Here is a 25585-nt window from a genome sequence, read left to right on the forward strand (position 1 = left end):
CCGTAACCAAAACTAAATCGAGGCCTCTTAACCGAAACTAATGCAACTTAGCACATGGACAATACCGGTGCCGCCCCCTCACTCCACCGTCACTGACTTCGCCAGATTCCTCGGCTTATCCACATCCGTGCCCCTTGCACAAGCCGTGTGATAAGCCAGCAACTGCAACGGCACAACGTGCAGAATCGGCGACAGCAGGCCGTAGTGCTCCGGCATCCGGATCACATGCAGCCCTTCATCATTGACGATCTTCGTATCGGCATCCGCGAACACATACAGCTGGCCGCCGCGCGCGCGCACCTCCTGAATATTCGACTTCAGCTTTTCCAGCAGCGCGTCGTTCGGCGCCACCGTCACAACCGGCATGGCTTCAGTCACGAGCGCCAACGGACCATGCTTCAGCTCACCGGCCGGATACGCTTCCGCGTGAATATAGGAAATTTCCTTGAGCTTCAGCGCGCCTTCAAGCGCGATCGGATAATGCAACCCGCGCCCGAGGAACAATGCGTGCTCCTTGCGCGAAAACTCTTCCGACCACGCGATGATCTGCGGCTCCAGCGCCAGCACGCTATTCAGCGCAGCCGGCAAGTGGCGCAGCTGCTTGAAATAGTCCGCCTCCTGCGCGGCATTCACATGCCCACGCAACTTCGCGAGCGTCACCGCCAGCACGAACAGCGCGACCAGTTGCGTCGTGAACGCCTTGGTCGACGCCACGCCGATCTCGCGCCCCGCGTGTGTCAAGAACGACAACTCGGTCAGGCGCACCATCGCGCTGGTGCCCACATTGCACACCGCCAGCGTATGTTTGTGCCCCAGCGATTGCGCATGCTTCAGCGCGGCCAGCGTATCCGCCGTCTCGCCCGACTGCGAAATCACCACCACCAGCGACTTCGGATTCGGCACCGACTCCCGATAGCGATACTCGCTCGCAATCTCAACCTGGGTCGGAATCTTCGCGATCGATTCGAGCCAGTACTTCGCGGTCAGCCCCGAGTAGTAGCTCGTGCCGCACGCCAGAATCAGCAGGCTGTCGATATCCGCGAACACCTTGTCCGCGCCTGCGCCGAATAGCGAAGCGTCGAACGAATCGGCTGGCGGAATCGTGTCGGTGATCGCGCGTGGCTGCTCGAAGATTTCCTTTTGCATGAAGTGACGATACGGGCCGAGTTCGACCGCGCCGCCATACGCCGCAACCTGACGCACTTCGCGGCGCACTTCGTTGCCGTCGCGCTCGGCGATGCGAACGCCGTCGAGCGACAACTCACAAACGTCGCCTTCTTCGAGGAAAATGAAACGCTCGGTGCTGCCGGCCAGCGCCAGCGCATCCGAAGCCAGGAAGTTCTCGCCGCTCCCGAGGCCCACTACCAACGGCGAACCTTGCCGCGCGCCGACCACCGTATGCGGCTGATCCTTGTGCAGCACCGCGATCGCGTAAGCGCCGTGCAACTGCCCGACGGCCTCGCGCACTGCGGCGAACAGATCACCGCGATACAGACTGTGAATCAGGTGTGCGATAACCTCCGTATCGGTCTGCGAGACGAACGCGTAACCCTTGCCCCGCAGCATTTCGCGCAAGGACTCGTAGTTCTCGATGATGCCGTTGTGTACCAACGCGAGCGCATCTTTCGAAAAGATCGGGTGGGCGTTGTCCGTCACCGGCGCGCCGTGCGTTGCCCAGCGCGTATGCGCGATCCCCGTGATGCCTTCAAGACGGCCCTCGTGCACCTGTTCGTCGAGATCCGCTACACGCGCGACGCTGCGTGCGCGGCGCGGCCCGTCATTGCCGAGCACGACGACGCCGCACGAGTCGTAGCCGCGATACTCCAGACGCCGCAGTCCTTCGATCAGGACGGGAACGATATTACGTTGCGCAACCGCGCCGACAATGCCGCACATGGCTTAATTCCTTTTCAAGGCCGGGTTTCAGGGACGCGCCTCACGCGCGTCGTACCCATCAGCTTTTCTTCTTGGTCGGACGGACATAGCCCGTCTTGCTCGTTTGAGTCTTGTCGTTCAGGACCAGCATGTCTTCTTCGACGTCCTTCCAGACCGTCGTGCCCGCCGCGATCGTCACGCCGCGCTTCACGCGTACCGGCGCGACGAGTTGGGTGTCCGAGCCGACGAACACGTCGTCTTCGATGATCGTGCGGGATTTGTTCGCGCCGTCGTAGTTGCAGGTAATGGTGCCCGCGCCAATATTCACGCGCGCGCCGATGTCCGCATCGCCGATGTAGGTCAGGTGGTTCGCCTTCGAGCCGCGGCCGAGCACCGCGTTTTTCACTTCCACGAAATTGCCGACGTGCGCTTCGTCGTGCAACGACGCGCCGGGACGCAGCCGCGCATACGGCCCGAGCACAACGTTCGCGCCGACTTCGGCGCCCTCGATATGCGTGAACGCATCGACACGCGTCCCCACGCCGATGGACGCGTTGCGGATCACGCAGTTCGGTCCGATCGTCACGTTGTCGGCCAGCGTGACGCGGCCTTCGAACACGCAGTTCACGTCGATCGAGACGTCGCGCCCGCATTCGAGCGTGCCGCGCACGTCGAGCCGCGCCGGATCGGCCAGCGTGACGCCCGCGACCAGCAACGCATCGGCGACGTTGTGCTGATGAATCCGCTCGAGTTCGGCAAGCTGCTGCTTGCTGTTCACGCCAAGCGTTTCCCACTCTTCGTCCGGCTGCGTGGTCACGACTTCGAGCCCAGCTTCGATTGCCAGCTCGACGGCATCGGTCAGGTAGAACTCGCCTTGCGCATTGTCGTTTTTCAGCGACGCGAGCCAGCCGCCGAGGCGCTCGGTCGGCGTGACGATGATGCCGGTGTTGATTTCGGCGATGCGCAGTTGTTCAGGCGTGGCGTCTTTCTGTTCGACGATGCGCGATACCTTGCCCTGCGCGTCGCGTACGATGCGGCCGTAGCCGCTCGGGTCGGCGAGCGTCACCGTCAGGACGCCGTAGCCGCCCTGCCCCGCACGGTCGGTCAACGCCTGCAGCGTGCTGGCGCGGGTCAGCGGCACATCGCCGTACAGCACGAGCGTGGGCACGGCAGGATCGAGCAGCGGCAGCGCCTGCTGCACCGCGTGGCCGGTGCCGAGCTGCTGCTCCTGCACGGCGAACTGGACATCCGGCGCCGCCACGGCTGCGCGCACGGCTTCGGCGCCATGGCCGATCACCACGACGAGACGCGTGGGCTTGAGCGTGCGGGCAGTGTCGATGACGTGAGCGAGGAGTGGCCGGCCGGCCAGAGGATGGAGCACCTTGGGAAGCGCGGAGCGCATGCGCTTACCGGTGCCTGCCGCCAAAATCACGATGTTCATGGCGTCGGCGAAGAGACGAGTTTGGAGCCCGCAATTCTATCATGCAGCGTCTGACGGCAAGGCCGCACGCGATACCCTGTTACAGGCTGAAATAGCCGGAAACATGCGGGTTCCGGGCGCTTCACAGCGACTCGGACAGCCGCTCGAACAACCGCCCCAAGCAGCCGCTCGAACAACTACCCGAACAACTACCCGAACAACCGGCCAATCAACCGCTCGAACAGCCACCCAAGCGGCCGCTCAAAGATCGTCGAACTGAACGATCGAGATCGGCTTCGATCCGATGAGACTTGCGCCTTCGCCGGCGTCGGTCGAACACGGTTCCTCGTCGAACGCGATATCGCCTTGCGGGTCGGCCTCGCCGGTTGCGCGCAGACCGGCGAACGGGAACAGCGTGTGATCCATCAGATGTGACGGCACGATGTTCGACAAGGCATTGAACATGTTTTCGACGCGGCCCGGGAAGCGCTTTTCCCAATCGCGGATCAGCGCCTTCATTTCCGCGCGCTTCAGGTTCGGCTGGCTGCCGCACAGGTTGCACGGAATGATCGGAAATTCGCGCAACTCGGCATATTTTTCCAGATCGGTTTCCTTCACATAGGCGAGCGGACGGATCACGATGTTCTTGCCGTCGTCCGATTGCAGCTTGGGCGGCATGCCCTTCAGCTTGCCGCCGTAGAACAGGTTCAGCAGCAGCGTTTGCAGGATGTCGTCGCGATGATGGCCGAGCGCGATCTTGGTCGCGCCGAGTTCGCCCGCGACGCGGTACAGGATGCCGCGCCGCAGCCGCGAGCACAGCGAGCAGGTGGTCTTGCCTTCCGGCACCAGCCGCTTGACGATGCTGTACGTATCCTGGTTCTCGATGTGAAACGGGATGTCGAGCTGCGTCAGATACTCGGGCAGCACGTGCTCAGGAAAGCCGGGCTGCTTCTGGTCGAGATTCACGGCGACGATGTCGAAGTGGATCGGCGCGCGCTCGCGCAGCCGCATCAGCACGTCGAGCATCGCGTAGCTATCCTTGCCGCCCGACAGGCAGACCATCACCTTGTCGCCGTCCTCGATCATGTTGAAGTCGCCAATCGCCTGACCGACCTGGCGCGCGAGGCGCTTGAACAGCTTGTTGTTCTCGTACGCTTCTTTCTGCTCGCGGCGCGTGAGCGGCGACCTGGCCTTCGCGGCGTGCCCGGCTTCGGTGGCTTCGGTGGCCTCGGTGGCTTCGGTGGCCTCGGTGGCTTCGGTGGCCTCGGTGGCTTCGGTGGCTTCGGTGGCTTCGGTGGCTTCGGTGGCTTCGGTGGCCTCGGTGGCCACGACGGCCGAGGTGCCGTTCAGGAGTTCCTGAGCATTCATGGCTCAATCCTCTTTGATACGGAAGACTTCGACGCCCACCGCGTCGCAGTCGGGATAAACGTCCGGCTTTTCGGTCGACACACGCGCCGCCCGCACTTGCGGATGCTCGAGCATCGTCTTGACGAGGTCGTCGCAGAGCGTTTCCTGCAAGTGGATGTGTCCTTGCTCGACGCGGCGCGCGATGGTCGAACGCATGAAGTCGTAGTCGACGACTTCGCGCAGCTTGTCTTCGACCGGCGTGGACAGCGCGAGCGGCACGAACAGTTCGACGTTGATCACGACGCGCTGTTCGCCGCGCTTTTCGAAGTCGTGCACGCCGATGTTGATGTGCACTTCGTAATTGCGCAGAAAGAGCCGGCGGCAATCGGCGAGCCGGGGATGCGAAAGTGCGGCAAACATGTTCGTTCCAGTCGAAAAAAGCGTGCGGAGCACGCAAAGGGACGCTTCAAAGCGCGGCAACCGCCATGATCGGCAAGCCGCGCGCGCTTCAGACGCCCGTCAAAAACATAACGTCGCGCGGCAGCGGCACGAGGTGCTGCCCGCCGTCGACCACCAGCGTCGTTCCGGTGACGCCCGCTGCATCGGCGAGATACAGCGCGGCGGCGACAATATCCTCCGGCCGCGACGCACGGCCCAGAGGCGTAGCCCGGTGAGCTTGCGCAAAACCGGCCGGCGTCTGATCGCCGGATTGCATCGTCAGACCCGGCGCGAGCCCGACCACGCGCACTTTCGGCGCCAACGCCTGCGCGAGCGCAACCGTCGCCGACTGCAACGCCGCCTTCGACAGCGTGTACGACAGGTAATCCGGGTTCATGTTGTACAGCTTCTGGTCCAGCACGTTGATGACCACCGCGCGCTGGCTTTCGTCGGCGCGCGCGGCCTCCGGCGTCGCCTCGAACAGCATACGCGCGAGCACCAGCGGTGCGCCGAGATTCATCGCCGTCAGCTTCAGCAGCAGCTCATAGCCGACGTTCTGCGCGGTATCTTCCTCGAAGCGCGACGCATTGTTGACGATGCACGCCGGGCGGCCCAGCGCGGCGGTACACGCCGGCAGGAGCCGCTCGACCTGGGCTTCGTCGCCCAAATCCGCGTGCAGAGCGACCGCCCGGCGGCCCATGGCGACGATTTCCTTGACCACTTCGTCGGCCTGAGCCTTCGACGCGCCGTAATGGACCGCCACGTCCCAGCCGCGCGCGGCAAAGCCGAGCGCGAGCGCCCGGCCGATGCGCCGGGCGGCGCCGGTAATCAGCACGATGCGCGGCGTTTCGGGCGCGCGGGCGGCGGCGGTGTCGAAAGAGGCGGTCATTTACAATGCGGGGATGAATCCGAAAGCTCACCAACCCGATAGTTTACCTGCTCCCGGCCCGAGCGCGCTTGCGCAGTCCGAAGCGCTGGTCGCGCAGCTGCGCGCGGAGCTCGAAGCCGCCGGCGGCTGGCTGCCGTTCGACCGCTACATGGAACGCGCGCTGTACGCGCCGGGGCTCGGCTATTACAGCGGCGGCGCCCGCAAATTTGGCCGCCGCGCGGACGACGGGAGCGACTTCGTCACCGCGCCGGAGCTGTCGCCGCTGTTCGCCGCCACCTTGGCGCGCCCGATCGCCGAGGCCTTGCAGGCGAGCGGCACGCGCGACCTGATGGAATTCGGCGCCGGCACCGGCAAACTGGCCGCGGGGTTGCTGAACGCGCTCGACGCGCTGGGCGTCGCATTCGAGCGCTACTCGATCGTCGATTTATCGGGCGAATTGCGCGCGCGCCAACGCGAAACCATCGAAGCCGCCGCGCCGGCGCTGGCAGCGAAGGTGCGCTGGCTCGACGCGTTGCCGGAGCGCTTCGAGGGCGTGGTGATCGGCAACGAAGTACTGGATGCGATGCCGGTGCGGCTGTTCGCTTTTGGCGGCGGCGCCTGGCACGAACGCGGCGTGGTATGGCGCGATGACGCGTTTGCGTTCGACGACCGTCCTGTTTGCGCGGCCGCGGACATCGCGTTTCTCGCCCAGATCGAAGCTGCCGGCGACGATTACGTGACCGAGACGCACGAAGCGGCGTCCGCCTTCACGCGGACCATTTGCACGATGCTGACACGTGGCGCGGCCTTTTTCATCGACTATGGTTTTCCGCGTCACGAGTACTACCATGCGCAGCGTGCGCAGGGCACGTTGATGTGTCACTACCGGCACCGGGCGCACGGCGATCCATTTGTTCATCCTGGCTTGCAGGACATCACCGCGCATGTGGAATTTACCGGCATCGCCGAAGCCGGGGTCGAGGCCGGCGCGGATCTGCTGGGGTTTACGTCGCAAGCGCGGTTTTTGTTGAATGCGGGGATTACCGAGGCATTGTCGGAGATCGATCCTTCTGATACGGCGAGATTTTTGCCTGCGGCGAATGCCGTGCAGAAGTTGTTGTCCGAGGCGGAAATGGGAGAGCTGTTCAAGGTGATCGCGTTTTCGCGTGGATTGGATGACACGCTGGCGGCGTTTTCCAGTGGCGACCGGTCACATACGCTTTGATTTTCTTGCCTTGAGGATTCGCGATGATCCGCTGGCTGTTGACTACGTTTATCGCCGTGGCGGTGTTGTCGGTCTGCTGGCCATGGCTCAGGAAGATCGGGATCGGACGGATGCCCGGGGATGTGACCTTGCACCTCTTCGGGCGGGAGTATCCGTTTCCTTTTATGTCGACGCTCGTGCTGTCGATAGTGTTGTCTCTTCTGGCGCGGGTTTTGTAGGTTTCACACAGACATGAACCGCCGGGCGGGCCCAAAAAGCCCTTACCCGAGGCCGCTACCCCAGTCCCTTACCCGATAGCCGCTTCGACAGCCCGAACTCTCTCCTGATGCACCGCGTCCTTGATCAACCCCGGTGAGTCAGCGAGCCGACTGGCCACGGCACCGGCATCGACAGCCCGTGCAGCCACCAGCGCAATTCGCAAACGCTCGGCTTGCGGATAAGCCTGCATCTCAAACCCAAGCCTGCCACGAGCATCAGCCTCACAAGCCTGCAAGGCTTCCGCAAACCGCGCAGGTTTCCGAATCGCATCGCTGCGCTCGAGCAACCTCACCAGCGCGGCAGCGCCCATCTCCATCACGCGATGGATATTCCCATGCTCCCGCGCGACCAGCAGCGCCAGATCGCGACACTCGTTGGGCACCCGCAGCCGCTCGCATAAGGGCTTCAGCAAATCCACGCTGCGCCCCTCATGCCCGATATGCCGCGGCAACACGTCCTCCGGTGTCGTCGCCTTGCCGAGATCGTGGGTCGACGCGGCGAACCGCACGGCCAACGCGTACCCCTGCTGCGCAGCGTAATCGACCACCATCATCACATGCACCCCCGTATCCACCTCGGGGTGATAATCGGCCCGCTGCGGCACGCCGAATAGCGCGTCGATCTCCGGCAGAATCCGCGCGAGGGCACCGCACTCGCGCAGTACATCGAACATCCGCGAAGGCTTCTTCTCCATCAAACCTCGCGACACTTCCTGCCACACGCGCTCAGCCACCAGCGCATCCACTTCGCCGTCGGCGACCATCTTGCGCATCAGCGTCATCGTTTCGGGCGCCACCGTGAAATCGACAAACCGCGCCGCAAACCGCGCAATCCGCAAAATCCGCACGGGATCTTCGAGAAACGCATCGCTGACATGACGGAACAGCTGTGCCTGCAAATCGGCCTGGCCATTGAACGGGTCGATCACCGGCCCGGTCAACTCACCGTCCGGGCGCACCTCGCGCGCCATCGCGTTGATCGTCAAGTCGCGGCGCGCAAGGTCTTCTTCAAGCGTGACCTCGGGCGCGTAGAAAAACTGGAAGCCGTGATAGCCCGCCGCCGTCTTTCGCTCGGTGCGCGCGAGCGCGTATTCCTCGTGCGTCTGTGGATGCAGGAACACAGGAAAATCCTTGCCGACCGGCCTGTAACCCTGCGCAACCATCTGCTCGGGAGTCGCGCCGACCACCACGTAATCGCGATCCTGCACCGGTACGCCCAACAACTCGTCGCGGATCGCGCCGCCTACCGCGTAGATTTTCATGGGCAGACGTCTTGATAAGGAATCGCATGCGATTCACCCAGCGCGCCGTCGATCCACGCCTTCACAGCCGGCAACGCCGTCACGCGCCGAACGTAAGCCGCGGCGGCTTCGGACAAAGCCGGCTGCCAGGTCGTGAAGCGCATCACCACTGGCGCGTACATCGCGTCGGCAATGCCGAACTCACCGAACAGGAATGGACCACCATATGTGTCGAGGCACCCGCGCCAGATCGCGTCAATGCGCGCGATATCGGCCAGCGCGCCTGGCGTGCCGTTCTTACCCGGAAACGACGCGCGGATGTTCATCCACATGTTCGAGCGCAATTCGCCGAAGCCCGAATGCATCTCGGCGCTGATGCTGCGTGCGTGAGCGCGCGCCTTTGCGTCGCGTGGCCAGAGCGCGTGTTGCGCAAAGCGCTCAGCCAGCGTCTCGGCGATCGCCAGCGAATCCCAAATGGCCGAGCCGTTTTCGTCGATCAGACACGGCACCTTGCCGGGGCCCGTGGGCGCGTGAGCCAGAATCGCGGACTTCGTGTTGGGTTCACCCAGTTCGACCGGCACTTCCTCGAACGGAATGCCGAAATGTTTGAACAGCAGCCACGGACGCATCGACCACGACGAATAGTTCTTGTCACCGATAAGCAGCTTCATGCTTCGTATAGAAAGTAGAGAGAAAAAGGTTCAGCGCCCCGCGTTGGCGCGAAAAGAGTTGACGCGCGAGCGGCTCGACGCGCCGGTCAGATACACGGGCGCAATCGTCTCGATGCTGGCCGGTTCGATGCCCAGTTCGGGCGCAATCGGCCCGCTCAGCACGTTGTCGACTTTCATCGAATCGAGATTGTCGCGCGAAATCACCGGCTCGCCGGGCGCCATTTCGAACGTCAATGCCTGCAAACGCGCCAATACTTCCGGCAGACGGATGATCCGCGCATGCCGCCCGATTACGTCGCCGCAATACCTGACGAGGTCTTCGAGCGAATAGACAGTGGGGCCGCCCAGTTCGTAGGTACGGCCGCTGGCTGCGTCGAGATCGAGGACGTTGACGATTGCTTTGGCGACATCGCCGACATACACCGGCTGGAACTTTGCATCCGGCATGGCGAGCGGGATCACGGGGAAGACACGCTGCAGGAACGCGAACTTGTTGAGGAATTCGTCTTCGGGGCCGAACACCACGGAAGGCCGGAAGATCGTCCACGCTACATTGGCCGCATGCACGGCCTTTTCGCCGTCGCCCTTCGAGCGCGAGTACATGCTCGGCCCGTTCATGTCGGCGCCGAGCGCGCTGAGATGAATCAGCCGATGCACGCCCTTGCCTTCGCAAGCAGCAACGATTTTACTCGGCAGTTCGACGTGCGCGCGGGCGAACTCGCGGCCATACGGCGTGCCGCGTTTGCCATGCAACGTGCCGACCAGGTTGATCACGGCATCGGCATTCTCGACGAAGCGCGCGAGTTGGACCGGATCGAATACGTCGGCTTCGATCACGTCGATGGGCAGCAGTGTGAGATGGCGGGCGTTATAGCGGCGGCGAGTGGCAATGCGCACGTCTTTGCCCATTTCAACGAGCGCGTTGACGAGATGGCTGCCAATAAAACCGGAGCCGCCGATGATCGCAATGGCTTGATGTCGCATTTTCGACTCCCCTGGTGGAAGCCGCGGCAACGGCTGGCGTGGCGCACCGCCGCATCGACCGGATGCGGCGGCGGCACGGCGCTTACGGTGCGATATAACCCAGACGCGCCTTCAGCGATTGCGGACGGCCTTCGAACAACGCCGCGTAGTAGACCGTGTTGGACAACACATTCTTGACGTAGTCGCGCGTTTCCTGGAACGGAATCGTCTCGGCGAAGATCGCGCCTTCCACCGGGTGCGGCAACGATTCCCGCCAGTTGCGCGGACGGCCCGGCCCGGCGTTGTAGCCGGCCGTTGCCAGCACGGCTGACCCGTCGAACTGATTGTAGATCATCGATAAATAGTTAGTGCCGAGCAGGATATTGGTGTTGATATCGTTCATCTGCTCGCGCGTAATCGGACCGAGGCCGATCTTTTTTGCGACCAGTTGCGCGGTGCCCGGCATCAACTGCATGAGGCCGCTCGCGCCGACTTCCGAGCGCGCGCTCAAGATGAAGCGCGATTCCTGGCGAATCAGCCCGTACGCCCATTCGACATCGAGCCCGTTCGACTGCGAATCGCGCTCGACGATATCGCGGAACGGCGACAGATAGCGCAGCGAAAAATCGTGCTCGCTCTTCGTGCGATCCGCTGTGTTCACGGTACGGTCATACAGTTCGGCACGGCGCGCGTATTCGGCGACGGCGAGTAGTTGCCGGTCGCTCATGGCGCGCAGCGGCCAGTTCCATTCGCGATTGCCTTCGAGCCGCAGATTCAGCGCATAGAAACGCTGCGCCAGATCGAACCCCGGCGTAGTGCCCGCCTGCTGGACTTCGGCGTCGGTCACGCTGGTTTTCGGCGGCACGGTGATCTTCTGGCCGAGATCTTCCGCAGCCAGTTGGCCGTAGAAGTTGAAACCCTGCGAGATCGATTCGAATTCCTGGTTGGCCGTTGTGATGTCGCCGGCCTGCTTCAGCGCGCGCGCGTGCCAGTACACCCATGACGGCTGGTTGCGCAGCGGCGCCGGCATCTGTTCGGTCGACCAGCGCACCATGCTCCAGTCGCCCGCCAGCAGCGCGGTGCGGGTGCGCCATTCGTACGCGGGATTCGACAGCGGCGCATTCGCCGACAGTCGATACCAGTCGAGGGCGCCCGGCATCTGCCTGGCGGCGGCCTGATAGGCAATCGTGCCCCAGCCGATCGCGCGCTCGGGCGAGCTCAGCGACGGCGCCACCGACGCGAACGTGGTCGCCGCCGTGGCCGGGTCGTTGCGCGCCATCCGCGTGATCGCCAGCAACGCGAGTTGATGCGACTGCGCATCGGGACCGACGCCGCGCGCCAGCAACAACGGCGGCGTGTCCGCGGCCTGGCCCAACAGCACCGGATCGGGCGCCTGCTTGCCGAGCGCATCGACCAGCTTGCTGCCGGTATTCGTGTAGTTCTGCTCGTACGCGAGACGGATCTGCTGCCACACGTCGTCGGCGCTGAATTGCTGGTTGACCGCCAGCGCAGTGATCAGATCGACGCAGCCGTCGCCATACACTTTCGGATCGACCAGCAGTGCGCGAGCCGCCTCGGCGACGTTCTCGCCGTGCGCCGCGCGCGATTCCAGCGCGTAGCACTTCACCTGCGTATCGTCGTTCAGCACGAAGCGCGCGTATTGCTGGTCGAAGTTGCGCCAGTCGTGACGCGTGCCGAGTACGGTGAGGTAGTCGTTGCGCATGCGGTCGGCGATCGCCTGGCCCTCGTACTTCTGCAGGAAGGCCAGAACCGGCTCATCGGGCGCGTCGATGCGCGCATGGCCGGCGGAATCGAACAGCTGCGGCTTGATCTGGAAATACGCCAGATAAGACGGCGCCGGATAGTCCGGAATCATGCTCGCCAGTTGCGCTGCGCGCGCCGCGTCATTATTGCGGGCGGCTTCGCGAAGCTGAACGAAGATCTGGTCGTCGTTCGTGAGTTGCGAAAGGGGAACGGGCTTGACGGCGGAAGCAGTGCCGCACGCGACGAGCGCCGCTGCAGCAAGCGCCAGACAAGCCGCGCGATATACTCGGAAGAGGCGTTTTGACATCGTTGTTTCTGGAGCGCGAATTGAACCCAAGCATAGCATGCAACCCCGTCGCCGAATCGAAAAAGGCACTGCGTCGAATGCTATTGGAAGCAAGGCTGCAAGCGGCTTCCGAGCCGGCGCACAATGTCGCGCTGAGCCGTCGCATACTCGATGCGCTGAAACGCTTCAGCGTGAACGGCGTGGGGTTTTACTGGCCGCTCGCGGGCGAATTCGACGCGCGCGCCGCGATCGCAGTCTGGCTCGCGGCAGGCGCGCAACGCGAAGCGAGTTTGCCGGTCGTCAAGGAACGCGGCGCGCCGCTCGAGTTCCACGCATGGACGCCTGATACGCCGATGAAGATCGGTCATCACAAGATTGCCGAACCGGCTTCGGGGCGCGTCGTAATTCCCGATCTGCTGTTCGTGCCGTGCGTAGGTTTCGACGAGGACGGTTACCGGTTGGGCTACGGCGGCGGCTATTACGACCGCACACTGGGCGCGTGGCCGGGGCCGAAGCAACCGGTCACGGTCGGCATCGCCTATGAAGCGTGCCGCACGCCAGCGCTGCAACGCGAAGCCCACGACGTCCCGCTCGATCTGATTGTGACCGAAGCCGGCTTCTATCCACGCTCGGCGGGTTAAGCGGATCGGCTGGCCAGCGGGTCATCGTGTCGGCGGATCGAGCGCTCAAGCGTTCGGCAAGCGCTCCGTCGACGACATCCGCGCCAGGATGCGGCCGCGACGACCTCTTATAAAGACGCCGCGGCCCGCGCGGCCGTGTCGTACAGCCCTGACGCGTTGCGCATCAACTGGGCAGCCTCGCCGATCTGCTCATTGGTCAAGCCGCTTTCCTTCAGCGTCGAAATCAGACAGCTCTCGCGCACCTCGCGATACTTCAGACAGAGCTCACGGCCGGCATCGGTCGCCGAAAAGAACACTTCCTTGCCGGTCTTTTCGCTTTTTACATACCCTCTAGCTACGAGCTTCTTCAACGCGTAGGTGGCGACGTGCGTGTCCTCGATGTTCAGCACGAAGCAGATATCCGCGAGCTTCTTGCGGCGCTCGCGATGGCTGACGTGGTGCAGCAGCGAGACTTCGATGGCGGTCATGTCCTTGTCGCCGGCCGCCGACATGCAACGCACCATCCAGCGGTTGAACGCATTACCCGCCATGATGAGCGCGTACTCCAGCTCGGACAGCTCCGCGCTTGTATCAGACACGAGATGTTCCGAGGAGACGATCTTGGTGGGGTGGCGCGACATGGTGAAGATTCTCGAAGCTGAAAAGGGAGGTGTCGGGAGTGTACGACGAGCCACCGATTCCCGGGAGCCTGGCGAAAACTCTTATTTAGAATTTGTCGATATTTTATTGATAATGTACGCTTCAAACATCGCGTGCCCTCTGCCGATAACCTTCTATGGGGGCGACGCACCCGAATTCTCCGACTCGATCTGGGCCAGCAAGTGATGAGCCAACCAAGAATTTTTCCGCTCGGCGATGCCGCGCTTGTCTGCGAGGCGCCGCCGCCCGCGACGCTGGAATGCCAGCGGCGCGTGTGGGCCGCCGCCGAGGCCGCGCGTGACTGGCCGCATGTGCTGGAGGTCGTGCCGGGCATGAATAACCTGACGCTGGTGTTCGATCCGCTCGAAGCCGATTGCGAGATGCTTGCCGGCCAGTTGCGGGCCGCGTGGGAGGCGCCCGGCGATGCGCCCGTGCCGGGCCGCGAAGTCGAGATTCCGGTGCAGTACGGCGGCGAGTTCGGCCCCGATCTGCAGGTGGTCGCCAATCACACCGGCTTGACGGTGCGGGAAGTCGTGCAGCGTCATGCGGGGGGCGAGTACGTGGTGTTCTTCCTCGGCTTCCAGCCGGGCTTCGCCTATATGGGCGGCCTCGCGCAAGCGCTGCACACGCCGCGCCGTTCGTCGCCGCGGCTCGAAGTGCCGGCGGGTTCGGTCGGCATCGGCGGTGCGCAGACCGGCATTTATCCGGCCACTTCGCCCGGCGGCTGGCAGTTGATCGGCCGCACCGAACTGCCGCTGTTCGATCCGGCGCGCCGCCCGCCCACGCTGCTGCAACCTGGCGACCGGGTGCGCTTCACCGTCGCGGGGATACACGCATGATCGATGTAATTCGCGCGGGTCTCCTGACCACGATTCAGGACCTCGGCCGTCACGGCTACCGGCATCTCGGTGTCGCGATGGGAGGCGCGCTCGACCGTTTGTCGCTCGAAGTCGGCAATCGCCTCGTCGGCAACCGGCCCGATGCGGCCGGCCTGGAAATCACCTTCGGCCCGACCGTGCTGCGCTTTCTGCGCGCCACGCGCGTGGCGATCACCGGCACCGAATTCGGCGCGACGCTCGACGGCAAGCCGGTCTATTCGTGGTGGAGCCTGCCGGTGCAGGCCGGCCAGGAACTGGTGCTGCAAGCGGCCAAACGCGGCATGCGCGGCTACGTCTGCATCGCGGGCGGCATCGACGTATTGCCGATGCTCGGCTCGCGCAGCACCGATCTGGCCGGCCATTTCGGCGGACTCGGCGGCCGGGCGCTGCGCGACGGCGACCGCCTGCCGGTCGGCGCCCCGCAGCCGCGCGGCCATGTCGGCTTCAGTTCCGAGGCGCCGGAGTTCGGCGTGAAAGCGCCCGCCTGGTGCAAGTTCGTGCTGGTCCACGAGCCGCTGCGGCGCGGCCGGCATCCGTCGGGCGTGCCCTGGGCCGTGCCAATCCGCGTACTGCGGGGACCGGAGTACGACAGCTTCACACCCGAGGCTCACGAGAGCTTCTGGTCCGACGAATGGCTCGTCACGCCGAACAGCAACCGGATGGGTTACCGACTCGCGGGCAGCGAACTGAAGCGCACCCTCAAAGCCGATCTGCTCTCGCATGCGGTGTTGCCGGGCACGATCCAGGTGCCCCCCAACGGCCAGCCGATCGTGCTGATGAGCGACGCGCAGACCACCGGCGGTTATCCGAAGATCGGCGCGGTGATCCAGGCCGATCTCTGGAAACTCGCCCAGGTTCGCCTGAACGCGGCAGTCCGTTTCATCCCGACCACGCCGTACGAAGCCCGTCAGGCTCTTATGGAAGAACGCACGTATCTGCGGCAGATCGATGCCGCGATTGCGATGCACGAAGAACGCTGCGCGCGCCGGTTGGCCGTCGCAGCGCTGTAATACGGAGCAGAGGAACATCATGGAAATCGATCTGAACGCCGATCTCGGCGAAGGCTGCGGCTCCGACGAGGCGCTGCTCGACCTCGTCAGCTCGGCGAACATCGCGTGCGGCTGGCACGCGGGCGGCGCCAATGCGATGCGCGACTGCGTGCGCTGGGCGGTACAGAAAGGCGTGTCGATCGGCGCGCATCCGAGCTTCAACGACCCCGAGAATTTCGGCCGCAAGGAAATGGACTTGCCGGCCCACGAAATCTACGCAGGCGTGCTGTATCAGCTGGGCGCGCTGTCGGCGATCGCACAAGCGGAGGGCGGGCGCATCGTGCACGTCAAACCGCACGGCGCGCTCTACAACCAGGCCGCGCGCGACGCGAAGATCGCCGACGCGATCGTGTCCGCGGTGCACGATTTCGATCCGTCGCTGGCGGTGTTCGCACTGGCCAACAGCGGCCTGGTGACGGCCGCACGCAACGCGGGCCTGACTGCCATCGAAGAAGTATTCGCAGACCGCGGCTATCGCGCCGACGGTTCGCTGGTGCCGCGCAAGGAGCCAGGCGCGCTGCTCGACGACGAAGACGAGGTGCTGAACCGCACGCTTGCCATGGTGCGCGAGCGGCGCGTGCAGGCCGTGGACGGCCAATGGGTGCCGCTCAACGCGCAAACCATTTGCCTGCATGGCGACGGTCCGCATGCGCTGGCGTTTGCGCGGCGCATCCGCCGTGCGCTCGAAGAGGCCGGCATCGAAGTTCACGCAGCCGGCACCGCCCGCGTCTAGGCGTCGGGCCAGGCCGAGCCGGACAGCGCGCGAGCCAACGCTCGCGAAGCCCGAACGCCCCGCTCCTCGCGGGGCGTTTGCCAGGTGCGCCAGGTGCGGGAGTCGTTGCGGTACCCGCGGTAATTCAGCAGATGCAGGTGTAGTCGAAGCAACGCGGCCATCAAGAGCCGCGGCAGCAAGACGGCGCGTGGATCATCAGGCGCCGGCTCACGTTAGCCGCCACCAGCGGCGAGGTTGTGAATCCCTGTTTGGAGATCCAGATGCAGTCAACAGTCAGTCTATGGCCGCTCATTGGCGTGGCCGTCATCATCGCCGGCTTTTTATTACGGTTCAATCCGATGCTGATCGTGGCGCTCGCCGCGATCGTCACAGGTCTGGCCGCGCACTTCCCGCCCGAAAAGATGCTTGCCGAAATCGGTACCGGCTTCATCAAGACGCGCAATATCCCGTTGATCATCCTGCTGCCGCTCGCCGTGATCGGTCTGCTCGAACGGCATGGACTGCGTGAACGCGCACAAGCATGGATCGGCGGCATCAAGGCCGCCACGGCGGGGCGTTTGCTGATCGTCTATCTGCTGGTGCGCGAACTGACCGCCGCGGTCGGTCTGACCGGTCTCGGCGGCCATCCGCAGATGGTGCGTCCGCTGATCGCGCCGATGGCCGAAGGCGCGACGGAAACCCGCTTCGGCAAGATCAGCGATGCGATCCGCTTCAAGCTGCGCGCGTTCTCCGCCGCGACCGACAACGTCGGCCTGTTCTTCGGCGAGGACATTTTCGTCGCCTTCGGCGCGATCGTGCTGATGACGACCTTCCTGAAAGAAGCAGGCATCGTCGTCGAGCCGATTCGCGTGGCCGTGTGGGGCATTCCGACCGCGGTTTGCGCGTTCGTCATTCACGGTTTCCGCCTGTATCTGCTCGACCTCAAGCTCGAGCGCGAATTGCGCGGCAATGCGTCCGTGAGCACCGCTGCTGTTACGTCGACGCAACCTGCCGCAGGAGACAAGGCATGACGCTCTCGATTACCTATCTGTTCTGGCTGCTGGGCGTCGTGCTGCTCGTGATCGGCGGCATGATCGTCACGGACAAGGCGCACCCGCGCCGCTTCACCGCCGGCGGTTTCTGGATGCTCTACGCGCTGATCTTCCTGATCGGCGACAAGCTGCCGCCCGCTGTGGTCGGCGCGGCGGTGATCGTGATGGCGCTGATTGCCGGCTTCGGCGGCGTGACAGCGGCCAAGCCGAAACTGCTGTCGCTCGAAGCCCGCAAGGCCAGCGCCGCGCGTCTGGGCAACAAGCTGTTCGTGCCCGCACTGACGATTCCGGTCGTCACCGTGATCATCACGTTGTCCGCGAGCCATCTGATCTTTGGCGGCATGCCGCTGATCGAAAAAGCCAACGTGACGCTGATCGGCTTCGGGATCGGCTGCGTGATCGCGCTCGCGATTGCTTGCGTGCTGACGCGCGACACCGTCGGTCAGTCGACGAAGGAAGCGCGCCGGCTGGTCGATGCGCTCTCGTGGGCCGCGGTGCTGCCGCAGATGCTCGGCATGCTCGGCCTCGTGTTCTCGGACGCCGGTGTGGGCAAGGCGGTCGCTCACGTGACCACGGCCTATATCAGCCTCGACTACCGGTTTGTCGCGGTGGCCGTGTACTGCATCGGCATGGCGCTCTTCACGATGGTGATGGGCAACGGCTTCGCCGCGTTCCCGGTGATGACGGGCGGGGTCGGCGTGCCGATTCTGGTCGGCGTGTTTCACGGCAACCCGGCGGTGATGGTCGCGATCGGCATGTTCTCCGGCTACTGCGGCACGCTGATGACGCCGATGGCCGCCAACTTCAACATGGTGCCCGCTGCGCTGCTGGAACTGCCGGATAAGAACGCGGTGATCAAGGTGCAGGTGCCGACCGCGTTGACCTTGCTGATTGTGAACATCTTCCTGTTGAATTTCCTGATGTTCCTGTAGGACTGTGGCCTTTGCCGGGCGTGCGCGGCGACCTTCGATGGATGACGGGTTCGGCGGTGTTTGCCGTGTTTGCCGTGTTTGCCGCGCAAGAACGCGGCAAGCGGATGCCGCGCAGAACCTCTGCCCACGTCTGCCCGCGGCAACCCAGCGCCGCCGAATTAGGACGCATCCGATCGTCAGGATGAGCGCGGAAACATAAGCTGGCGGATGGTTTCCCATCCACACGCGCCGGCGCGCACAACGTGCGCCGCCGGCGCTCTCCAGCAGGTTCCCATGGAACAGTCTTCCCACCGCGACACCGCGCGCGCCGACGCGCCGGGCGTCGATACGCCGGGCGTCGGTACGCCGCCTTCCGCCTATCTCGCCTCCGTGCTCGACGCCGCACTCGAAGCGCACCAGGCCGGCCGGCTCGATGCCGCCGAGCCTTTCTACCGCGAAGCCCTCGCGCTCGATCCCGCACATGCGAAGGCACTGCACTACTTCGGCGTGCTGCAATACCAGCGCGGCAACCATGGCTTCGCCGCAGAGCTGATCAGCGAAGCACTCACACTCGATCGTACGGACGCCGCCTGCTGGAGCAATCGCGGCCTGGTGGCTGCCGCCCTCGGCCATCCCCGCGAAGCAATGGTCTGCTATGACCAGGCGCTGCAACTACAGCCGGATTTCGCCGACGCGCGCAACAACTTCGGTGTCGCGCTGCAAGCGCAAGGTTCGCTCGATGCAGCGATCGAGCAATATCGTCGGGCGTTGGCGGCGAATCCGTCGCTCAGCGACGCGCATTTGAACCTCGGCACCGCGTTGAGCAAGCTCGGCCGCTACGACGAGGCCCTGGCGTGCTATCAGGAGGTGCCAGCGCTCGATCCGCAGTTGGCGGAGGCGCACTTCAACGCAGGCAATGCGCACAACGAGCAGGGCAACCACGACGCTGCAATGGCCAGCTTCCAGCAAGCGCTGCTGTTGCGCCCGAGGTACGCCGAGGCGCACGTCAACCTGGGCAGCCTGATCGGCAAGCTCGGCGACTATACCGGCGCCGAAACCCACTACCGGCAAGCAGTCGCACTCAGGCCGAACCCGACCAATCTGGTGTGCCTCGGTGGATCGCTCGGCGCGCAAGGCCGTCTCGACGAAGAAGAAGGCTTCTATCGCCGAGCATTGGCACTGGATCCCGAGTACTCGGATGCGCACCAGAATCTCGCCTGGCACCTGCTCAAGCGTGGCGATTACAAGCAAGGTTGGACGGAGTATGCGAAGCGTTGGCGCGCGACCGACTACGCGGCGATCGCCATCCCGAAGCTTGCCGAATGGCGCGGCGAGCCGCTCGGCTCACGCCGCGTGCTGCTGGTAGGCGAACAGGGTTTCGGCGACCAGTTCCAGTTCCTGCGCTATGCACGCGTGCTCGATCGACTAGGCGCAACCGTCGACACCTGCGTGAGGGAGCCGTTGCTGCCTCTGGCCGAACGCGTACCGGGCGTGCGCCGCGCGTTCAGTGGCAAACCTGACAGCGAGTACGATTTCTGGGTACCGATGACGAGCGTGCCGTCGTGCGTCGGCACGGAACTGACCACGATTCCGGTCGAAGTCCCTTATCTGTTCGCCGACAAAGCGAAGGTCAACGCATGGCGCAAACGGCTGGTCGCCGGCGCCGGATCGAAGCGCAAAGTGGGTTTGGCGTGGGCAGGCAGTCCGACGTTTGGCAATGACCGCTATCGGTCAATCGCACTGGCCGACCTGTCCGCGCTAAGCGAAGTAAAGAATGTCGCGTGGTATCCGCTGCAGAAAGGCCCGCCGCACGCACAGCTAGCCGGCGCGCCTGACGCTTTCCGTGCTCACGATTTCACCTCTGGGCTCAATAGCTTCGACGATACCGCCGCGCTCATCATGAATCTCGATCTGGTGATTGCCGTGGACACGAGTGTCGCGCACCTGGCAGGCGCACTGGGCAAGCCAGTGTGGGTGCTGCTACCCGCCAACTCCGACTGGCGCTGGCTCGAAAACCGCAGCGACTCGCCGTGGTATCCGACCATGAAATTATTCCGGCAAACAGAGTTGGGGAATTGGGCGCCGGTGGTCGAAGAAGTCGCTAAAAGCTTACTCGACCAGTAGCTTCACCCCGCCTCCACCACAAACCCGTGCTGCCGCAAAACCTGCAGCACGCCTTTACGTCCACCCAGATGCAACGCGCCGATCGCCACGAACACCGGCTTGTTCGGCGCGGCAATCAGCAGCATCCGCGACACGAAGCGCCGGTTGCGCTCGTACACGATCCTGTTGTCGATCTGATCGGATATCCGCTTGTCGCGCGCCAGCTTTTCCGACTTCGCCGCCTGCCATGCCGCGATCGCATCGGCATCGCCCACCCTCCACAGTTTGTGCAAAGTCCGCACGTCGTCGACATTTTCCGCGGCCGTCTGCACCAGGTCCTGGGCAAGCATTTCGCGTTGCTGCGCCAGCGTCAGCCCCGTGAACGCGTGCATCTGCTGCGGCAAGGTCTCGAGTCCGACGATCTTGCCGCGCGTCCTGATGTAGACGTTCTGCAATTGCGCCTCCGTGCCGTATTCGGTCTGCAAGCCGGCGCTCAACGAATCGTAGGTTTCGACCAGCAAGGACGCGAGCCACGGCCGCATCTTCTTGATTTCCTCCAGCGCGGCAGGATTGCCTTGCAAGCGAAACGCGAGCTTGCGCCACAAAGGATCGGGCAACAAACCGGGCAGGCAGTCGCGCCGGCATACGCCGTATTTCGACACGTCGTCTTGCGAGACCAGCAGCTCGTCGGGCGACAGTTCGAGCGCAAGTGTCCCCGAGGCGGCGAGCGCACCCAGGATAGGCGGACGAAAGGGCTGATTGGGCGGGTAGTCGGCGGGATCGCCGACGTGCAACGTGCCGAGCAGGTAGATCGTGGTAGTGCCGCGCGTGGCGACATAGAACGGCATGCGCGCCGGCTGCAAACGCACCGGACCGCTGGCCGTGGTGCCGGGCGCGGCGGGCGGCGGATTGGAGCCGGGCAAGGTGGCGCGCGTCGGCGCCGGCAGATTGGGCACCGGCAATGCCGGCCGCCCTGCCGGAGCGGGCGCGTTGGCGGAGGCCCCCGCGGCATGCGCCGCGATGATCGGCCCGCCACCGCTCAAATGGAAGACGGAACAAACGCCGAGGAGCGCGGCACCGGTCAGTGCGCGCGCCCTCCAGCGCCGCGCGAAAGCGGCGTTGCCGCCGTCACGCGAGCGGCGCGTAAAACGACGCGCCGCCACCCCATCAGGCATCCACGTCCCCCACCTCCTCGGCGCGGTGACACGACACCTGACGGCCATCCACTTCACGCAGCTTCGGCTCTTCGCTGCGGCACCGGTCGATCGCATACGGGCAGCGCTGGTGGAACGTGCAGCCCGACGGCGGATTCAGCGGCGACGGCAGCTCGCCTTGCAGCTTGATCTTGATGCGGCGATCCGATTCGAAGATCGAAGGGGTCGCCGACATCAACGCCCGCGTATACGGATGCCGCGGCTTCGAGAAAATCCGCTTCTTGTCGCCGAGCTCCGCGACGCCGCCGAAGTACATCACCATCACATCGTCGGCGATATGCTCGACCACCGACAGATTGTGCGAGATGAACACGTAGCTGGTCTTGAACTGCTCCTGCAGATCCATGAACAGATTCAGGATCTGCGCCTGGATCGACACGTCGAGCGCGGATACCGGTTCATCCGCGACGACGATCTGCGGATCGAGGATCATCGCGCGCGCGATCGCCACACGCTGCCGCTGGCCGCCGGAGAACATATGCGGATAGCGTTTGGCATGTTCCGGACGCAAGCCGACGGTGCGCATCATCTGCGCAATCCGTTCGGCGCGTTCGCTGGCAGTCAATTGCGTGTTGATCGCGAGCGGTTCGCCGAGCGTCTGCTCGACGGTCTTACGCGGATTCAGCGAGGCAAACGGATTCTGGAACACCATCTGCACGCGCCGCCGCAACGCCGCGATCTTCGCGTGATCGGCGCCAGCTACGTCTTCGCCGTCGATCAGCAAGCGGCCCGCGGTGGGCGCCTCGATCATCGTCAGTTGGCGCGCGAGCGTCGACTTGCCGCAACCGGATTCGCCGACCACCGCGAGCGTCTTGCCGCGATCGAGCGCGAACGACACGCCGTTGAGCGCCTTCACCGTGCCTTGGGCGAACATGCCGCGCTTCACCGTGTAGTGACGCGCGAGCTGGTCGGCGACCAGCACGTGATCGCCCGCATGGTCCGACTGGCGCCGCGTTTCGAGTACTGCGTTCATCGTGCGCCTCCATGCGTGTGAACGTTGGCGTCGCCGCTCAGGTTCAGGGGTTTGATGCAGCGCACGCGCGCCACTTCAGCGTGACCTTGCATCGGCGCGAGTCCCGGCCGCGCCTTCATGCAGTCGTCGACCACATACTTGCAGCGCGGCGCGAAGAGGCAGCCTTTCGGCCGGTCGTCGCGACCCGGCACCATGCCCGGCAGTGCGGCGAGCCGCACCGCGCCGACATTGTGCTCGGGAATCGCCGCCAGCAGCGCTTCCGTGTACGGATGATGCGGCGCGGCGAAGATATCGGGCACGCGGTTGGTTTCGATCACTTCGCCAGCGTACATGACCGCGACGCGCTGCGCGACTTCGGACACCACCGCCAGATCGTGCGAGATCAGCACGAGCGCCATGCCGCGCTCCTTCTGCAGCTTGATCAGCAGCTCCATGATCTGCGCCTGGATGGTCACGTCGAGCGCGGTGGTCGGTTCGTCGGCGATCAGCAGCTTCGGATTGCAGGCAATCGCCATCGCGATCATCACGCGCTGGTTCATCCCGCCCGACATCTGATGCGGAAACGCGCCGATACGGTTCTTCGCGTCCGGAATGCCGACCTGGTCGAGCAATTCGAGCGCGCGCCTGTCCAGCTCGCTGCCGCGCAAGCCTTCGTGCAGCTTCAGCACTTCCTTGATCTGATAGCCGACCGTGTAGCTCGGATTCAGACTGGTGAGCGCGTCCTGGAACACCATCGCGATGTCTTTGCCGATGATCTTGCGGCGTTCCTTCGCCGACGCCTTCAACAGGTCTTTGCCGTTGAAGGTGACTTCGTCGGCGGTGACTTTGCCCGGCGCGTCGATCAGGCCCATCAGCGCCATCATCGTCACGCTCTTGCCCGAGCCCGATTCGCCGACCACGCCGACGACTTCGCCCGGCGCGACATCGAGGTTGATCCGGTCGACCGCCGGCAGTCCGTTGAAGTTCACCGCCAGATTGCGGATGGTCAATAGTTGTTCCATGTCAGGCCATCCGTTTCAGTTTGGGATCGAGTGCGTCGCGCAGCCCGTCGCCGAGCAGATTGATCGCGAGCACCGAGATCAGGATGGATAGACCCGGCATCGTGACGATCCACCAGGCGCTTTCGATGTAATCGCGCGCCGAAGCGAGCATCGCGCCCCACTCCGCCGACGGCGGTTGCACGCCGAGGCCGAGGAAGCCGAGCGCCGCGGCATCGAGAATCGCCGACGAGAAGCCCAGGGTGGCCTGCACGATCAGCGGCGCGGTGCAGTTCGGCAGCACTTGCGAGAACATCAGCCGCAGCGTGCCGGCGCCCGCGACGCGCGAAGCCGTCACATATTCCTTCTGCAGTTCGCCTTGCGCCGACGCACGCGTCAACCGCACATAACCCGGCAGCGCGACGATCGCGATCGCCAGCATCGTGTTGACGAGGCCCGGACCGATGATCGCGACCACCGCGACGGCGAGCAGCAGCGACGGCAACGCGAGCAGCACGTCCATGATGCGCATGATCGGCGTGTCGGCCCATTTCTCGAAGAACGCGGCGATGAGGCCGAGCACGATGCCCGGAATCAGCGCCAGCACCACCGAGACGAAGCCGATCCAGAACGACAGCCGCGCGCCATACATCAGACGCGAGAGGATGTCGCGGCCCGCTTCGTCGGTGCCGAGAATGAACTTCCAGTTGCCGCCTTCGAGCCACGCGGGCGGAATCTTGACGAAGTCGCGATACTGCTCGATCGGGCTATGCGGCGCGATCAACGGCGCGAAGATCGCGATGAAGATCAGCACCAGCACGACGATGCCGGCGCTGACCGCGCCGCGGTTACGCGAGAAATTCGCCCAGAATTCGCGGGCGGCGATGGCGCGGCCACTCGGAGGAGTGACGGCCTGGGGGACGGTATTTTGAATGTCTGCCATGTTCGGATCACCTCGTATGGCGAATGCGCGGATTCAGCACGCCGTACAACAGATCGACGACGAGGTTCACGACGATCACCAGGGTGGCGATCATCAGGATACCGCCCTGCACCACCGGATAATCGCGCCGGCCGATCGCATCGATCAGCCACTTGCCGATACCCGGCCACGAAAACAGCGTCTCGGTCAGCACCGCGCCGGCAAGCAGCGTGCCGACCTGCAAGCCGATCACGGTCACCACCGGAATCAGCGCATTGCGCAACGCATGCACGACGATCACACGCCCGGGCGACAGCCCCTTCGCGCGTGCGGTGCGGATGTAGTCTTCGCGCAGCACTTCGAGCATCGACGAACGCGTCATCCGCGCGACCACCGCCAGCGGAATCGTGCCGAGCACGATGGCCGGCAGGATCAGATGGCTCAGTGCGGATTTGAGCGCGCCTTCGTCGGTGGACATCAGCGCGTCGATCAGCATGAAGCCGGTCACGTGCGGAATGTCGTATTCGACCGCGATGCGGCCCGACACCGGCGTCCAGCCGAGCTTCACCGAGAACATCATGATGAGGATCAAGCCCCACCAGAAGATCGGCATCGAGTACCCGGTCAAGGCCGTGCCCATCACGCCGTGATCGACCACCGTGCCGCGCCTGAGTGCCGCGAACACGCCCGCCGGCAAGCCGACGATCAGCGCGAACAGCATTGCGCACATCGACAGTTCGACGGTAGCGGGAAAGCGTGCGAGGAATTCGCCCATCACGCTGGTGTTGGTGATGATCGAGGTGCCGAGGTCGCCGTGCAGCGCGCGGCCGACGTAGTGGATGTATTGCAGCGGCAGCGGCTCATCGAGCCCCAGCCGGTGCATCGCGGCCGCATGCATGGCCGGATCGACGCCGCGCTCGCCCATCATCACTTCGATGGGGTCGCCCGGGATCAGGTGAATCAGCGCAAACGCGAGGATGGTAATGCCGATGAAAGTCGGTATCACCATGCCGACGCGGCGCAAAACGAAGCGGAACATGGTTTGTCCCTATGGTCTTGATGAAGAAAAAACGCAACCGGCGACAAGGGCTCGTGACCCCGGCCGCCGGACCATTTCGACCAGTTTTCTAACCGTGCGAAAAGCGTACTGCGTGAGCTT

Annotated in this window: 24 protein-coding genes; 9 read left to right on the forward strand and 15 right to left on the reverse strand. The window is 64.3% G+C overall.

Translation table 11 applies throughout. The features are described 5' to 3' along the window. Positions 1-78 precede the first annotated feature (78 nt). From glmS to DLM46_RS15375, 5 genes are all read right to left on the reverse strand, one after another. On the reverse strand, positions 79-1896 hold the full coding sequence (gene glmS, locus DLM46_RS15355) for a glutamine--fructose-6-phosphate transaminase (isomerizing) (protein WP_115101601.1): 1818 nt from the start codon (positions 1894-1896) through the stop codon (positions 79-81). 58 nt (positions 1897-1954) lie between these two features. Continuing rightward, the gene (gene glmU, locus DLM46_RS15360; RefSeq protein WP_115101602.1) at positions 1955-3316 is read right to left on the reverse strand and encodes a bifunctional UDP-N-acetylglucosamine diphosphorylase/glucosamine-1-phosphate N-acetyltransferase GlmU; all 1362 of its coding nucleotides are present in this window, start codon (positions 3314-3316) and stop codon (positions 1955-1957) included. Between the two features lie 240 nt (positions 3317-3556). Beyond that, entirely contained in the window at positions 3557-4663 is a 1107-nt protein-coding gene (ttcA, locus tag DLM46_RS15365) for a tRNA 2-thiocytidine(32) synthetase TtcA (protein ID WP_115101603.1), read from the reverse strand. Positions 4664-4666: 3 nt separating this feature from the next. After that, a complete protein-coding gene (locus DLM46_RS15370) occupies positions 4667-5062 on the reverse strand; it encodes a dihydroneopterin aldolase (protein WP_115101604.1) in 396 nt (131 codons plus the stop codon). An 88-nt stretch (positions 5063-5150) separates the two neighbouring features. After that, positions 5151-5969 (reverse strand): SDR family oxidoreductase, encoded by an 819-nt coding sequence (locus DLM46_RS15375; RefSeq protein WP_115101605.1) that lies wholly within the window; start codon positions 5967-5969, stop codon positions 5151-5153. Positions 5970-5982: 13 nt separating this feature from the next. Here DLM46_RS15375 and DLM46_RS15380 point away from each other — a divergent pair, with 13 nt between their 5' ends. Then, positions 5983-7173, forward strand: coding sequence for a class I SAM-dependent methyltransferase (locus DLM46_RS15380; protein ID WP_115101606.1), 1191 nt, complete (start codon positions 5983-5985; stop codon positions 7171-7173). A gap of 23 nt (positions 7174-7196) precedes the next feature. Continuing rightward, positions 7197-7391, forward strand: a complete 195-nt coding sequence (locus DLM46_RS15385) for a DUF2905 domain-containing protein (RefSeq protein ID WP_115101607.1) — start codon at positions 7197-7199, stop codon at positions 7389-7391. A 68-nt stretch (positions 7392-7459) separates the two neighbouring features. Here DLM46_RS15385 and DLM46_RS15390 read toward each other — a convergent pair whose 3' ends face one another. The 4 genes from DLM46_RS15390 to DLM46_RS15405 all read right to left on the reverse strand — a co-directional run bounded on the left by DLM46_RS15390 (position 7460) and on the right by DLM46_RS15405 (position 12376). Beyond that, on the reverse strand, positions 7460-8692 hold the full coding sequence (locus DLM46_RS15390; RefSeq protein WP_115101608.1) for a multifunctional CCA addition/repair protein: 1233 nt from the start codon (positions 8690-8692) through the stop codon (positions 7460-7462). Next, entirely contained in the window at positions 8689-9342 is a 654-nt protein-coding gene (locus DLM46_RS15395; protein WP_115101609.1) for a glutathione S-transferase family protein, read from the reverse strand. Before DLM46_RS15395 ends, DLM46_RS15390 begins: the two co-directional genes overlap by 4 nt. A 30-nt stretch (positions 9343-9372) precedes the next feature. Beyond that, the gene (locus tag DLM46_RS15400; RefSeq protein WP_115101610.1) at positions 9373-10326 is read right to left on the reverse strand and encodes a complex I NDUFA9 subunit family protein; all 954 of its coding nucleotides are present in this window, start codon (positions 10324-10326) and stop codon (positions 9373-9375) included. An 82-nt stretch (positions 10327-10408) separates the two neighbouring features. Then, the gene (locus DLM46_RS15405) at positions 10409-12376 is read right to left on the reverse strand and encodes a lytic transglycosylase domain-containing protein (protein WP_115101611.1); all 1968 of its coding nucleotides are present in this window, start codon (positions 12374-12376) and stop codon (positions 10409-10411) included. A 77-nt stretch (positions 12377-12453) separates the two neighbouring features. On the opposite strand from DLM46_RS15405, the gene DLM46_RS15410 reads away from it, so the two are divergent. After that, the gene (locus tag DLM46_RS15410; RefSeq protein WP_244306228.1) at positions 12454-12996 is read left to right on the forward strand and encodes a 5-formyltetrahydrofolate cyclo-ligase; all 543 of its coding nucleotides are present in this window, start codon (positions 12454-12456) and stop codon (positions 12994-12996) included. A 107-nt stretch (positions 12997-13103) separates the two neighbouring features. Here DLM46_RS15410 and DLM46_RS15415 read toward each other — a convergent pair whose 3' ends face one another. Next, positions 13104-13616 (reverse strand): winged helix DNA-binding protein, encoded by a 513-nt coding sequence (locus DLM46_RS15415; protein WP_115101612.1) that lies wholly within the window; start codon positions 13614-13616, stop codon positions 13104-13106. A 204-nt stretch (positions 13617-13820) separates the two neighbouring features. Between DLM46_RS15415 and pxpB the strand changes: the two genes are divergently transcribed. From pxpB to DLM46_RS15450, 6 genes are all read left to right on the forward strand, one after another. Next, positions 13821-14474 (forward strand): 5-oxoprolinase subunit PxpB, encoded by a 654-nt coding sequence (pxpB, locus tag DLM46_RS15425; protein ID WP_115101614.1) that lies wholly within the window; start codon positions 13821-13823, stop codon positions 14472-14474. Continuing rightward, positions 14471-15523 carry a 5-oxoprolinase subunit C family protein gene (locus tag DLM46_RS15430; protein ID WP_115101615.1) on the forward strand — a complete coding sequence of 351 codons (1053 nt, stop codon included), beginning with the start codon at positions 14471-14473 and terminating at the stop codon, positions 15521-15523. Before pxpB ends, DLM46_RS15430 begins: the two co-directional genes overlap by 4 nt. A 19-nt stretch (positions 15524-15542) precedes the next feature. Continuing rightward, the gene (gene pxpA, locus DLM46_RS15435) at positions 15543-16295 is read left to right on the forward strand and encodes a 5-oxoprolinase subunit PxpA (protein WP_115101616.1); all 753 of its coding nucleotides are present in this window, start codon (positions 15543-15545) and stop codon (positions 16293-16295) included. Positions 16296-16555: 260 nt separating this feature from the next. Continuing rightward, complete coding sequence (locus DLM46_RS15440) at positions 16556-17305, forward strand: DUF969 domain-containing protein (RefSeq protein WP_115101617.1); 750 nt, start codon at positions 16556-16558, stop codon at positions 17303-17305. Next, entirely contained in the window at positions 17302-18258 is a 957-nt protein-coding gene (locus DLM46_RS15445) for a DUF979 domain-containing protein (RefSeq protein ID WP_115101618.1), read from the forward strand. Before DLM46_RS15440 ends, DLM46_RS15445 begins: the two co-directional genes overlap by 4 nt. A gap of 273 nt (positions 18259-18531) precedes the next feature. Beyond that, complete coding sequence (locus tag DLM46_RS15450; protein WP_115101619.1) at positions 18532-20361, forward strand: tetratricopeptide repeat protein; 1830 nt, start codon at positions 18532-18534, stop codon at positions 20359-20361. Between the two features lie 2 nt (positions 20362-20363). Here DLM46_RS15450 and DLM46_RS15455 read toward each other — a convergent pair whose 3' ends face one another. From DLM46_RS15455 to DLM46_RS15475, 5 genes are read right to left on the reverse strand one after another with little or no spacing between them, the layout of a single operon-like run. Continuing rightward, positions 20364-21515 carry a TraB/GumN family protein gene (locus tag DLM46_RS15455; protein ID WP_115101620.1) on the reverse strand — a complete coding sequence of 384 codons (1152 nt, stop codon included), beginning with the start codon at positions 21513-21515 and terminating at the stop codon, positions 20364-20366. Continuing rightward, the gene (locus tag DLM46_RS15460; protein WP_115101621.1) at positions 21508-22527 is read right to left on the reverse strand and encodes a peptide ABC transporter ATP-binding protein; all 1020 of its coding nucleotides are present in this window, start codon (positions 22525-22527) and stop codon (positions 21508-21510) included. Before DLM46_RS15460 ends, DLM46_RS15455 begins: the two co-directional genes overlap by 8 nt. Continuing rightward, a complete protein-coding gene (locus DLM46_RS15465) occupies positions 22524-23528 on the reverse strand; it encodes an ABC transporter ATP-binding protein (RefSeq protein WP_115101622.1) in 1005 nt (334 codons plus the stop codon). The genes DLM46_RS15460 and DLM46_RS15465 overlap by 4 nt, the downstream gene beginning before the upstream one ends. Position 23529: 1 nt before the next feature. Next, positions 23530-24447, reverse strand: coding sequence for an ABC transporter permease subunit (locus DLM46_RS15470; protein ID WP_115101623.1), 918 nt, complete (start codon positions 24445-24447; stop codon positions 23530-23532). Between the two features lie 7 nt (positions 24448-24454). After that, the gene (locus DLM46_RS15475) at positions 24455-25465 is read right to left on the reverse strand and encodes an ABC transporter permease subunit (protein WP_115101624.1); all 1011 of its coding nucleotides are present in this window, start codon (positions 25463-25465) and stop codon (positions 24455-24457) included. Positions 25466-25585 lie beyond the last annotated feature (120 nt).

This window comes from Paraburkholderia lacunae (assembly GCF_003353175.1).
Lineage (GTDB): Bacteria > Pseudomonadota > Gammaproteobacteria > Burkholderiales > Burkholderiaceae > Paraburkholderia > Paraburkholderia lacunae.

Excerpts from the sequence above, each read along its gene's own strand:
- glmS (WP_115101601.1), bottom strand. The coding sequence starts at position 1,896 with ATGTGCGGCATTGTCGGCGCGGTTGCGCAACGTAATATCGTTCCCGTC.
- glmU (WP_115101602.1), bottom strand. The coding sequence starts at position 3,316 with ATGAACATCGTGATTTTGGCGGCAGGCACCGGTAAGCGCATGCGCTCC.
- ttcA (WP_115101603.1), bottom strand. The coding sequence starts at position 4,663 with ATGAATGCTCAGGAACTCCTGAACGGCACCTCGGCCGTCGTGGCCACC.
- DLM46_RS15370 (WP_115101604.1), bottom strand. The coding sequence starts at position 5,062 with ATGTTTGCCGCACTTTCGCATCCCCGGCTCGCCGATTGCCGCCGGCTC.
- DLM46_RS15375 (WP_115101605.1), bottom strand. The coding sequence starts at position 5,969 with ATGACCGCCTCTTTCGACACCGCCGCCGCCCGCGCGCCCGAAACGCCG.
- DLM46_RS15380 (WP_115101606.1), top strand. The coding sequence starts at position 5,983 with ATGAATCCGAAAGCTCACCAACCCGATAGTTTACCTGCTCCCGGCCCG.
- DLM46_RS15385 (WP_115101607.1), top strand. The coding sequence starts at position 7,197 with ATGATCCGCTGGCTGTTGACTACGTTTATCGCCGTGGCGGTGTTGTCG.
- DLM46_RS15390 (WP_115101608.1), bottom strand. The coding sequence starts at position 8,692 with ATGAAAATCTACGCGGTAGGCGGCGCGATCCGCGACGAGTTGTTGGGC.
- DLM46_RS15395 (WP_115101609.1), bottom strand. The coding sequence starts at position 9,342 with ATGAAGCTGCTTATCGGTGACAAGAACTATTCGTCGTGGTCGATGCGT.
- DLM46_RS15400 (WP_115101610.1), bottom strand. The coding sequence starts at position 10,326 with ATGCGACATCAAGCCATTGCGATCATCGGCGGCTCCGGTTTTATTGGC.
- DLM46_RS15405 (WP_115101611.1), bottom strand. The coding sequence starts at position 12,376 with ATGTCAAAACGCCTCTTCCGAGTATATCGCGCGGCTTGTCTGGCGCTT.
- DLM46_RS15410 (WP_244306228.1), top strand. The coding sequence starts at position 12,454 with ATGCTATTGGAAGCAAGGCTGCAAGCGGCTTCCGAGCCGGCGCACAAT.
- DLM46_RS15415 (WP_115101612.1), bottom strand. The coding sequence starts at position 13,616 with ATGTCGCGCCACCCCACCAAGATCGTCTCCTCGGAACATCTCGTGTCT.
- pxpB (WP_115101614.1), top strand. The coding sequence starts at position 13,821 with ATGAGCCAACCAAGAATTTTTCCGCTCGGCGATGCCGCGCTTGTCTGC.
- DLM46_RS15430 (WP_115101615.1), top strand. The coding sequence starts at position 14,471 with ATGATCGATGTAATTCGCGCGGGTCTCCTGACCACGATTCAGGACCTC.
- pxpA (WP_115101616.1), top strand. The coding sequence starts at position 15,543 with ATGGAAATCGATCTGAACGCCGATCTCGGCGAAGGCTGCGGCTCCGAC.
- DLM46_RS15440 (WP_115101617.1), top strand. The coding sequence starts at position 16,556 with ATGCAGTCAACAGTCAGTCTATGGCCGCTCATTGGCGTGGCCGTCATC.
- DLM46_RS15445 (WP_115101618.1), top strand. The coding sequence starts at position 17,302 with ATGACGCTCTCGATTACCTATCTGTTCTGGCTGCTGGGCGTCGTGCTG.
- DLM46_RS15450 (WP_115101619.1), top strand. The coding sequence starts at position 18,532 with ATGGAACAGTCTTCCCACCGCGACACCGCGCGCGCCGACGCGCCGGGC.
- DLM46_RS15455 (WP_115101620.1), bottom strand. The coding sequence starts at position 21,515 with ATGCCTGATGGGGTGGCGGCGCGTCGTTTTACGCGCCGCTCGCGTGAC.
- DLM46_RS15460 (WP_115101621.1), bottom strand. The coding sequence starts at position 22,527 with ATGAACGCAGTACTCGAAACGCGGCGCCAGTCGGACCATGCGGGCGAT.
- DLM46_RS15465 (WP_115101622.1), bottom strand. The coding sequence starts at position 23,528 with ATGGAACAACTATTGACCATCCGCAATCTGGCGGTGAACTTCAACGGA.
- DLM46_RS15470 (WP_115101623.1), bottom strand. The coding sequence starts at position 24,447 with ATGGCAGACATTCAAAATACCGTCCCCCAGGCCGTCACTCCTCCGAGT.
- DLM46_RS15475 (WP_115101624.1), bottom strand. The coding sequence starts at position 25,465 with ATGTTCCGCTTCGTTTTGCGCCGCGTCGGCATGGTGATACCGACTTTC.